This is a genomic window from Marivivens niveibacter (assembly GCF_002150005.2).
In the GTDB taxonomy this organism is placed as follows: domain Bacteria; phylum Pseudomonadota; class Alphaproteobacteria; order Rhodobacterales; family Rhodobacteraceae; genus Marivivens; species Marivivens niveibacter.
Window position 1 is genome coordinate 215,438 of the sequence record NZ_MSPP01000004.1, and the last position, 10,742, is coordinate 226,179.

Consider the following 10,742-nt stretch of genomic DNA (forward strand, 5'->3'; position numbering starts at 1 on the left):
CAGCAAAAACATCAAATTGAACTCAACGGCAACACAGCCAACCCCGACACGGGGATCACGATTAAGACTGCCACTAGGCAACGATACGAAGAGAGTTATGTAATGGCTTACGCACACGAAGTACGCAACGGTTTCGCAGGCACCGCAAACGCTGGTCTGGTCGCAAAACTGGCAGAACGTTTTGCACAGTACAAAACATACCGCGCAACGATCAATGAACTGTCGGACCTGAACGACCGTGAACTATCTGATCTGGGCATCTCGCGTTCGATGATCAAACGCATCGCAATCGAAACCGCCTACGGCGCATAAGAATAGAAAACGAAGGTTCTTCTCCTCCTCCCTAGAACCTTCGCCCACGGTCCGCTCTCTCCTCCTCCCTGAGCTGGACCGTAACAAAAGCGGCAGCACCTCTCCTCCTCCCTGGTGCTGCCGCATTGACATAACCGGTTTTGAACCTTCTCTCCTCCTCCCTGAAGGTTCAGAAGCTAGCGGCGGGATCTCTCCTCCTCCCTGATCCCGCCGCATACAGAATTACGAGACCCTCTCTCCTCCTCCCTGAGGGTCTTGTGACAGAAACGATCTGGTCTCTCCTCCTCCCTGACCACTTCGTTTCGCACATAGCGAATGCTCTCTCCTCCTCCCTGAGCGTTCGCACAAATAGCACGGCGGCACCCCTCCTCCTCCCTGGGTGCCGCCGTTTGCTTTTTCTGGAATGTGGGAATTTAGGCGCGCAGGTCCTTGGGCGATCCCATCACCATATAACTGGTGATCGACCGCACATGCGGGACGGTGCCCAACGTGTCTGTATGGAAAGCCTTGTAGGCGGCCAAATCCGCGCATTCGACACGCAGCAGATATTCAAACGCACCCGCCACGTTATGGCATTCCGTGACTTCGTCTGCGCGATCCATAGCGCGTTCGAAATTCAGCTGTGCCTCTTTCGTGTGTTCAGACAGACCAACAGTCACATAAACCACGAAACCTCGCCCGATCTGAGCCGGCGCTAGTTGCGCGCGATAACCCGTGATCACCCCGCGGGATTCCAAATCCTGAACGCGGCGCAAACAGGCGGAGGGCGACAGACCAACCTTTTCCGCCAGAGCAAGGTTGCTGATCCGCCCATCACGCGTCAGTTCGCGCAATATCTTTTGGTTTATTTGATCTTCTTTCGCCATTAATTGCAAAAATAGTGCGCATTACCACAACAAAGCAATCACATTGCGCAGGTTTCAGGCGATTAATCGCGTCATGACGATAGAATTGATCCTTGCCCTTGTTGGCTTCGCCTTTGTTAGCTCGATCACTCCGGGCCCGAATAACATGATGCTGATGGCGTCCGGAGCCAACTTTGGCCTGCGCCGATCCCTGCCCCATATGCTGGGCGTTGGGATTGGGCATTCGTTCATGATCCTGATTATCGGCGCGGGGCTGATAACCCTTTTCGAACGGTTCCCTATGACGCTGGTCGCGATGAAATGGGGATCGGTGGCGTATCTGCTATATCTGTCGTGGAAAATCGCAAACGCGGCGCCAAAAACGCCCGACCCTGCGCAGCCAGAATCGAAACCATTCACGTTTTTTCAGGCGGCCGCATTTCAGTGGGTCAATCCAAAGGGTTGGTTCATGGCCCTAACCGCCATCAGCGCTTACACCGTAGATCAGTCACTGACCCAAGTCGCAGTGGTCGCACTGATTTTCATACTGACCAACTTGCCGTCGATTTCAGTCTGGACCGTTCTGGGCCAACAGGCGCGCCGTTTCCTAAACAGCACTGCCCGTTTGCGTGCGTTCAACATCACAATGGCCGTGCTGCTGGTGCTGACCCTAATCCCGATTATCCGCGGGCATTAAAACGGCACATCGTTGGCGTTTTCGGCGGGGACGATGAATTTGGCGACTACCTTTTTCGATCCGGCCTTATCAAATTCGATGGCGAGCTTATCGCCTTCGATCTCCATCACTTCGCCGTAACCGAATTTCTGGTGGAACACGCGGTCGCCAATCGTGAAAGACGACGTTGCCGTCGCATCAATCGTCAGCCCGCGCGATTCATTCGGCTGTGCAAAGCCCCGTTTTTGCGACTGGTTTTGCATCCGCTTCCAGCCGGGAGAGTTGTAAACATCCGCCTTTTGGACGCGCTGTTCGATCGTATTGGCCGATCTCATTGCATAGGCAGGTGACGCCGACGCGGACATACCCGCCGCGCCATATCCGCCGCCGTACAAACCGGGCGGGGTTAGCACATCTACGTTTTCTTCGGGCAGTTCGTCGATGAAACGGCTGGGCAGCTGGCTTTGCCATTGACCATAAACGCGGCGGTTCGCGGCAAAGGAAATCGTGCAGATCTGTTCCGCGCGGGTGATGCCGACATAGGCTAGACGGCGTTCTTCCTCTAACCCTTTGACACCGCTTTCATCCATCGACCGTTGCGATGGGAACAGGCCATCCTCCCACCCGGGCAAGAACACGGCAGGGAATTCCAAACCTTTGGCCGCGTGCAGGGTCATGATGCTGACCTTTTCTTCGGCATCTTCGGAATCGTTGTCCATGATCAGGGCGATGTGTTCTAAAAAACCTTGAAGGTTATCAAAGTTTTCCAGCGCTTTGATCAGTTCCTTAAGGTTTTCCAACCGCCCCGGTGCCTCTGGCGTTTTGTCGTTCTGCCACATGGTCGTGTAGCCGGATTCGTCCAGAATTTGTTCGGCCACTTCGATATGGGTGTCAGATTCGGCCAGCAATTGGGAATGCCAACGGTCCAGCCCCTGAACCAATTCGCCCAGCGCTTTGCCACCTTTGCCTTTGATCAGGCCAGATTCGACGCACAAACGCGCGCCTTCGATCAGGGAAACGCCGTTGCTGCGGGCCATTTTCTGGATCGTTTGCACTGCTTTGTCGCCCAATCCGCGTTTCGGCGTATTTACGATGCGTTCGAACGCCAGATCATCATCCTGCGACACGGCCAAACGGAAATAGGCCATGGCGTCGCGAATCTCCATCCGTTCATAGAAACGCGGGCCGCCGATGACGCGATATGGCAGGCCGATGGTTAGGAAACGATCCTCAAAGCTGCGCATCTGATGGGAGGCACGCACTAGAATTGCCATGCTGTCCAGCGACATGCGGTCGTTGCCACGGGTGCCGCGCTGCATCGCCTCGATCTCTTCGCCGATCCAGCGGGCTTCTTCTTCGCCGTCCCAATGACCGATCAGGCGAACCTTTTCGCCATCTTGGCTTTCGGTCCATAGGGTTTTGCCCAAACGGCCCTTGTTTCCCGCGATCACGCCAGATGCAGCGGCAAGGATGTGATGGGTCGAACGATAGTTCTGCTCCAGCCTGACCACCTTGGCCCCTGGGAAATCCTTTTCGAACCGCAGGATGTTGCCGACCTCTGCCCCGCGCCAACCGTAGATGGATTGGTCATCGTCACCGACGCAGCAAATGTTTTTGTGCCCCGAGGCCAAAAGGCGCAGCCACAGATACTGCGCGACGTTGGTATCTTGATATTCGTCGACCAAAACGTAGCGGAACCAACGCTGATATTGCGCCAGCACATCGGGGTGCTGTTGGAAAATCGTGACCACATGCAGCAGCAGGTCACCGAAATCCACGGCGTTCAGTTCCAGCAATCGGCGCTGATATTGATCGTATAGCTCGACCCCGCGCCCGTCGAATGCCGAGGCTTCGGACGTTGGAACCTGATGAGGGGTCCACGCGCGGTTTTTCCAGTTATCGATTATCCCCGACAACATCCGCGCGGGCCAACGTTTGACGTCCATCCCGTTCGCTTCGATCAGCTGTTTCATCAGGCGGATCTGGTCGTCCGTATCCAGAATCGTGAAATTCGATTTCAGATGTAGCTGAGGGCGGCCTTCGATGACTTCATTCCGATCAGAGGCCCCGATCAACTCCGCATGGCGGCGCAGCAGTTTCACGCAGATCGAATGGAATGTGCCCATCCACGGCATGCCTTCGACGGTTTCGCCCAGCAGCCGACCAACGCGTTCTTTCATTTCGCGGGCCGCTTTGTTGGTGAATGTCACCGATAGAATTTCGTTTGGGCGCGCTTTGCCCATGACCAACAGATGCGCGATACGCGTTGTCAGCGCTTTGGTTTTGCCTGTTCCCGCGCCTGCCAACATTAGGACAGGACCATCCATCGCCTCGACCGCCTCGCGTTGGGCGGGGTTCAGATCATCCAAATAGGGCGTTGGGCGCGACGCCATCATAGCGCGCTGCGACAGGGACATTTCGGCCGCCTCAAAGGCGTCATCATCGGAATAGCTGGTCATAGACGCACAAATAGCGCAAATCAGTTCGCTGGGAAAGCGTCTGTTCGCATTATGTTCTACTATTCTTTTCCGTGCAGCGCCTTACCCACACCATCAACGTATCGCTGCAAAAGCCGTGAAAAGGCGGCGATATCTTCGGCAGGCCAGTCCTTGTAGACCTCGATCGCTTTGGTCCATTTCAGCGCACGATAGGCCGACAGCAGGTCAATCGCTTCTTGAGTGAACTCTAGGATCGATTTGCGCCCGTCCTCTTGGGATGCGCGCCGACGCACCAGCCCGCGTTTGATCAGGTCACTTGCCACGCGGCTGGCGCGTGACGGATCAATGTTCAATTCTTCGGCCAACAGGCCAATTGTGGCCTCTTGAGGTTCATCGCGGCCGATCCCGTAAATGATCCGCGCGACCGCGGTCATTGAATAGAACTGGCCAATATCGACGTCCGATTCCATTTCAGCCAACAGTTTTCGTGGCACCTCGCCTTTGGACGACATGCGATGCCACTGAAAAATAACTGCATCCAGTTCCAAAAGGTGATCGATAGCATCGGATTCAAATCCGGCAGCAGTCAGCGTTTCAGGAACATCGGCGTGAAAATGGGGCGGTAATTTCATCATAAGCCTTCTTTGCCCGTAAATACGCACATGTCAAATATATGCCATGCACATTTATGTGCTATTGACACATATTTAAGACGCGCTTTATGCATAGACAGCAGTTTCCCCAATCGAATTGATCACCATGACCGATATTCCCGCCCCCACGACAACGACCCACGAAGGATCGACACGATTGATCATCGGATCAATCGGCATCCTTTTGTTATTAGCTGCATTAGACCAGACGATCGTTTCCACCGCCCTTCCAACTATCGTTGCGGACCTAGGCGGATTAGAGCATCTAAGCTGGGTCGTGACAGCCTACATGCTTGCGTCCACCATTGTTGCGCCACTCTATGGCAAAATCGGCGATCTTTACGGTCGTCGAAACACCGTATTTGTCTCGGTTGGCCTGTTCTTGTTGGGTTCTGCGCTGTGCGGATTGGCGACCTCTATGACATTCCTGATCCTCGCCCGCGCCCTGCAGGGCTTGGGTGGTGGCGGCCTGTTTGTTCTGGCGCTGTCGGTCATTGGCGATGTTATTCCCCCACGCGAACGCGGCAAAGTGCAGGGCATTTTCGCCGCTGTATTTTCGATGTCATCGGTTATTGGCCCGCTGATCGGCGGCTGGTTCGTCGAAGCATTCAGCTGGCATTGGATTTTCTACATCAACCTGCCTTTCGGCATTTTGGCAGTCATCGGCTTTGCCTCGGCATTCAAACCGACGGGCAAACGCACCAAACACGCGATTGATTGGTGGGGCGCCGCTACGCTGTCAGTCACCTTGGCCACACTGACGCTGGCAACATCGCTGGGCGGCTCGACAATCGCGTGGGATTCGCCCCAATTCTTTGGGCTGATCGCAATCGCTGCAATCGCGCTGATTGCATTCATATTGATCGAACGCCGCGCACAGGAACCAATCATCCCGCTGCACCTGTTCAAAATGAACGTGTTCTGGACGACTTCCGTGATCAGCTTCATCGTCGGTGCTGCGATGTTCGGTTCGGTGACGTTCCTGCCTATCTACCTACAGATCGCACTGGGCGTTACGCCAACCGTATCGGGCCTGATGTTGATCCCTATGACGTTTGGCATTCTGATTGCGTCAACGGCATCGGGACGCATCATGGGCAACACCGGCAAATACCGCATCCTGCCGATCTTTGGCGCCCTGTTTATCGTAGTTGGCATGACGCTTCTGACCACCATCGACCAAACAACGCCAACGCTGACCTTTAGCATCTACCTTGCCATCTTCGGCATGGGCATGGGCACAACGTTCCCTGTTCTAACCACGGCTGTTCAAAACGCAGTTCCACGCGAAACGCTGGGCACTGCCACTGCTGCGGGCCTGATGTTCCGTCAGGTTGGCGGATCGCTTGCAGTTGCGGCATTTGGTGCGCTGTTTGCCGCCCGTCTGGCATCTTCGCTAGGGACCGAAGTCAACATCGGCGGAGAGATCGGACCGCAGATGCTCAAAGGTTTACCAGCCGAAGCCCAAGATATGATCGCAGGCGCTGTGGTGCACGCTATCCACCCTGTTTTCTGGTGCGCCGCGGGTCTGGGCGTCCTTGCACTGCTTATCTCTTTGATTTTGCGCGAGGTTCCTCTGAAAGCCCACAACCATTAAAAACCAGACCAGCGGTAAATAATCGATTATCAATCCAAATATATTTGTTGGCGCTAACATATCGTCAAAAATTGATTTACGCCGCTGGTCAAATCTCCTAGACCGTTTCTGCGACTGCAAAGAGGAGCGGGTTTTTATGGCCGAGTTTAAAAAGATTCTGATCGCCAACCGTGGCGAAATCGCGATCCGCATCATGCGGGCTGCCAACGAAATGGGTAAGAAAACCGTCGCCGTTTTCGCCGAAGAGGACAAACTGGGCCTGCACCGTTTCAAAGCGGACGAAGCCTATCGCATTGGCGAAGGATTGGGACCTGTCGCCGCCTACCTGTCGATCGACGAAATGATCCGGGTTGCGAAAATGTCCGGCGCTGACGCGATCCACCCAGGTTACGGCCTGCTGTCGGAAAACCCTGAATTCGTTGACGCTTGTAAAAAGAACGGCATCACGTTCATCGGCCCCAAAGCGGAAACCATGCGCAAACTGGGCGACAAAGCCAGCGCGCGCCAGGTCGCGATTGAGGCAGGCGTACCCGTAATCCCAGCGACCGAAGTGCTGGGCGAAGATATGGATATCATCCGCGCGCAAGCGTCGGAAGTTGGTTACCCCTTGATGCTCAAGGCCTCTTGGGGCGGTGGCGGGCGCGGCATGCGTCCGATCCTTTCCGAGGAGGAGCTCGAGGAAAAGGTCCGCGAAGGCCGTCGCGAAGCGGAAGCCGCTTTTGGCAACGGCGAAGGTTATCTGGAAAAGATGATCACTCGCGCCCGTCACGTCGAAGTCCAGATTCTGGGCGACAAAAAAGGCAACATCTATCACCTGTGGGAACGCGACTGTTCGGTACAGCGCCGCAACCAAAAGGTCGTAGAACGCGCCCCTGCCCCGTATCTATCCGCCGCGCAGCGTGAAAAACTGTGTAACTTGGGCAAAAAAATCTGTGAACACGTGAATTACGAATGCGCAGGTACGGTCGAATTCCTGATGGATATGGATTCGGGCGAATTCTATTTCATCGAGGTGAACCCACGCGTTCAGGTGGAACACACCGTCACCGAAGAAGTCACCGGCATCGACATCGTCCGTTCGCAAATCTTGATCGCCGAAGGCAAATCCATCGTCGAGGCAACAGGCTGCGCATCGCAATACGACGTTCAACTGGACGGCCACGCACTCCAATGCCGCGTCACGACCGAAGACCCGTCCAACAACTTTATCCCAGACTATGGCCGCATTCAAACATACCGTTCGGCAACGGGTCCGGGCATTCGTCTGGACGGCGGCACCGCCTATTCGGGCGCTGTAATCACCCGCTATTACGATTCCCTGCTGACCAAAATCACCGCGCGCGCCCCTACGCCTGAAATGGCGATTGCGCGTATGGACCGCGCGCTGCGCGAATTCCGTATCCGCGGCGTGTCCACGAACATCGAATTCGTGATCAACTTGCTGAAACACCCGACGTTCTTGAATTACGAATACACAACGAAATTCATCGACACGACGCCGGACCTGTTCCAGTTCCACAAACGCCGCGACCGCGCGACCAAAATTCTGACCTATGTCGCTGACATCACCGTCAACGGCCACCCAGAAACCGCAGGCCGCAACAAGCCGCACGCCGAAGCCAAAGCGCCCAAGCCCCCAGTCCTGCCTGGCAAGGGCGAAGCGCCAAGCGGCACCCGTCAAATTCTGGACCAATTCGGCCCAGAGGCGATTGCCGACTGGATGCACCAGCAAAAACAACTGCTGATCACCGACACCACCATGCGTGACGGTCACCAGTCGCTGCTGGCAACCCGCATGCGTTCGATCGACATGATCAACGCGGCGCCTGCTTATGCGCAAAACATGTCTGGGCTGTTCTCGGTTGAATGCTGGGGCGGCGCGACGTTCGACGTGGCCTATCGTTTCTTGCAGGAATGCCCATGGCAGCGTCTGCGCGACATCCGCGAAAAGATGCCAAACATCATGACGCAAATGTTGCTGCGCGCATCGAACGGCGTTGGCTACACCAACTACCCTGACAACGTCGTGCAAGAATTTGTGCGTCAGGCTGCGGTTTCGGGCGTCGATGTGTTCCGCGTGTTTGATTCCCTGAACTGGGTCGAAAACATGCGCGTCGCCATGGATGCCGTGATCGAAGCAAACAAAGTCTGCGAAGGCACTATTTGTTACACTGGCGACCTGCTGGACCCTGCGCGTTCCAAATACGACCTAAAATACTATGTCGGCATGGCAAAAGAACTAGAGGCCGCTGGCGCCCACGTTCTGGGCCTGAAAGACATGGCAGGTCTGTTGAAACCAGCCGCCGCAACCCAACTGGTCAAAGCGCTGAAAGAAGAGGTCGGCCTGCCCGTCCATTTCCACACGCACGACACATCGGGCGCGTCGATTGCGACCGTTCTGGCGGCATCTGCTGCAGGAGTAGACGTTGTTGATGCTGCAATGGACGCGTTCTCGGGCGGCACTTCGCAGCCGACATTGGGTTCGATCGTCGAAGCCCTGCGCGGTTCGGACCGCGACACCGGTCTGGACATCGCATCGATCCGCGAAATCTCGAACTACTGGGAACAGGTGCGTGGTCAGTACGCGGCATTCGAATCTGGCCTGCAATCGCCAGCATCCGAAGTGTACCTGCACGAAATGCCAGGCGGTCAGTTCACCAACCTCAAGGCACAGGCGCGCAGCCTTGGCCTTGAAGAACGCTGGCACGAGGTCGCACAGGCCTATGCTGACGTGAACATGATGTTCGGTGACATCGTCAAAGTGACCCCATCGTCCAAAGTTGTCGGCGATATGGCCCTGATGATGGTGTCGCAAAACCTGACACCAGATCAGGTCATGGACCCGAAAACCGATGTGGCATTCCCAGATTCGGTCATCGACATGATGAAGGGCAGCCTTGGTCAGCCTCCGGGTGGATGGCCAGCGGATATTCAGGGCAAAGTTCTGAAAGGCGAAAAAGGGTTCACCGATCGCCCAGGCAAACACCTGAAACCTGTCGATCTAGAAGACGTCCGTGCGGACCTGTCCAAACAGCTGGACGGCAAAACCATCGATGACGAGGATCTGAACGGTTACCTTATGTATCCAAAGGTTTTCTTGGATTACATGGGCCGTCACCGCACCTATGGTCCTGTGCGCACTCTGCCGACCAAAACATTCTTCTATGGCATGGAGCCAGGCGAAGAAATCAGCGCAGAAATCGATCCGGGCAAAACGCTCGAGGTTCGTTTGCAGGCTGTGGGCGAGATGGATGAAAACGGCGAAGTCAAAGTGTTCTTTGAACTCAACGGTCAACCACGCACCATCCGCGTTCCAAACCGCGCAGCCACCGCGAACAAAGTCGCCCGACCAAAGGCCGAGGCAGGCAACCCGAACCACATCGGCGCCCCAATGCCGGGCGTTGTGGCCACCGTTGCTGCCGTCGCTGGCAAAGAGGTCAAGGCAGGCGACCTGCTGCTGACCATCGAGGCGATGAAAATGGAAACGGGTATCCATGCAGAACGCGACGCGGTGGTCAAAGCCGTTCACGTCACCGCAGGCGGCCAGATCGACGCCAAAGATCTGATGGTCGAATTCGAATAAACGTTTCAAATTGACGCGATCAAAGGGCGGGACATGTTCCCGCCCTTTCTTTTTGTTGTGCCCCCGTTACGCTGACAAAAACGGAGGAGCCCATGCCACTACACACCACCGCCGCCGAAATGGTGGCCCGCGCCCGCGAACGGATTCGCGAAATCGACACCGCTGATCTAATGAATCGCATGGGCGATTCCGATTTGGTGATCGTCGACATCCGCGATGTGCGCGAAAGACAGCGTTTGGGCTATATTCCGGGGTCATATCACGCCCCGCGCGGCATGATCGAATTCTGGATCGATCCATCAAGCCCCTATCACAAAACAATTTTTGCCGATGAAACGAAAACCTTTGTGTTTCACTGCGCATCGGGCTGGCGGTCGGCGCTGACGGTCGAAACCCTTATGAATATGGGGTTTGACGCGGCACACCTGCGCGATGGTTTCACCGACTGGGTGGCCAAAGGCGGGCCCGTCGAAGGGCTGGAATAAAAAAAACATCACAACCGTGCATTTTCCACTTGCGGCCCCCCGCTACATTTCCTAAATCACGCCCACCGAAACGGAAGCGGGCGTAGCTCAGGGGTAGAGCATAACCTTGCCAAGGTTAGGGTCGGGCGTTCGAATCGCCTCGCCCGCTCCAGT

General features: G+C 55.7%; 8 protein-coding genes and 1 tRNA gene. 6 read left to right on the forward strand and 3 right to left on the reverse strand.

Translation table 11 applies throughout. The features are described 5' to 3' along the window. The first annotated feature begins 102 nt into the window (after positions 1 to 102). Positions 103 to 312 carry a DUF1127 domain-containing protein gene (locus tag BVC71_RS12645; RefSeq protein WP_086452069.1) on the forward strand — a complete coding sequence of 70 codons (210 nt, stop codon included), beginning with the start codon at positions 103 to 105 and terminating at the stop codon, positions 310 to 312. A 413-nt stretch (positions 313 to 725) separates the two neighbouring features. Here the strand turns inward: BVC71_RS12645 and BVC71_RS12650 are convergent, their stop codons facing one another. Then, positions 726 to 1,178 carry an Lrp/AsnC family transcriptional regulator gene (locus tag BVC71_RS12650; protein ID WP_086452043.1) on the reverse strand — a complete coding sequence of 151 codons (453 nt, stop codon included), beginning with the start codon at positions 1,176 to 1,178 and terminating at the stop codon, positions 726 to 728. 73 nt (positions 1,179 to 1,251) lie between these two features. Here BVC71_RS12650 and BVC71_RS12655 point away from each other — a divergent pair, with 73 nt between their 5' ends. Further along, complete coding sequence (locus BVC71_RS12655) at positions 1,252 to 1,854, forward strand: LysE family translocator (RefSeq protein ID WP_086452044.1); 603 nt, start codon at positions 1,252 to 1,254, stop codon at positions 1,852 to 1,854. Here the strand turns inward: BVC71_RS12655 and BVC71_RS12660 are convergent. Together BVC71_RS12660 and BVC71_RS12665 are read right to left on the reverse strand one after the other, a co-directional pair. Next, positions 1,851 to 4,292: an ATP-dependent helicase gene (locus BVC71_RS12660; protein ID WP_086452045.1), complete on the reverse strand. Its 2,442-nt coding sequence runs from the start codon at positions 4,290 to 4,292 to the stop codon at positions 1,851 to 1,853. The genes BVC71_RS12655 and BVC71_RS12660 overlap by 4 nt on opposite strands. Before the next feature lie 59 nt (positions 4,293 to 4,351). Continuing rightward, positions 4,352 to 4,906, reverse strand: a complete 555-nt coding sequence (locus BVC71_RS12665; RefSeq protein ID WP_240516850.1) for a MarR family winged helix-turn-helix transcriptional regulator — start codon at positions 4,904 to 4,906, stop codon at positions 4,352 to 4,354. 124 nt (positions 4,907 to 5,030) lie between these two features. On the opposite strand from BVC71_RS12665, the gene BVC71_RS12670 reads away from it, so the two are divergent. From BVC71_RS12670 to BVC71_RS12685, 4 genes are all read left to right on the forward strand, one after another. Then, entirely contained in the window at positions 5,031 to 6,521 is a 1,491-nt protein-coding gene (locus BVC71_RS12670) for an MDR family MFS transporter (RefSeq protein ID WP_086452046.1), read from the forward strand. Positions 6,522 to 6,657: 136 nt separating this feature from the next. Continuing rightward, positions 6,658 to 10,104, forward strand: coding sequence for a pyruvate carboxylase (locus tag BVC71_RS12675; RefSeq protein ID WP_086452047.1), 3,447 nt, complete (start codon positions 6,658 to 6,660; stop codon positions 10,102 to 10,104). Between the two features lie 92 nt (positions 10,105 to 10,196). Further along, on the forward strand, positions 10,197 to 10,589 hold the full coding sequence (locus BVC71_RS12680) for a rhodanese-like domain-containing protein (RefSeq protein ID WP_086452048.1): 393 nt from the start codon (positions 10,197 to 10,199) through the stop codon (positions 10,587 to 10,589). 76 nt (positions 10,590 to 10,665) lie between these two features. Further along, positions 10,666 to 10,740, forward strand: a tRNA-Gly gene (locus tag BVC71_RS12685). The last annotated feature ends 2 nt before the right edge of the window (positions 10,741 to 10,742 follow it).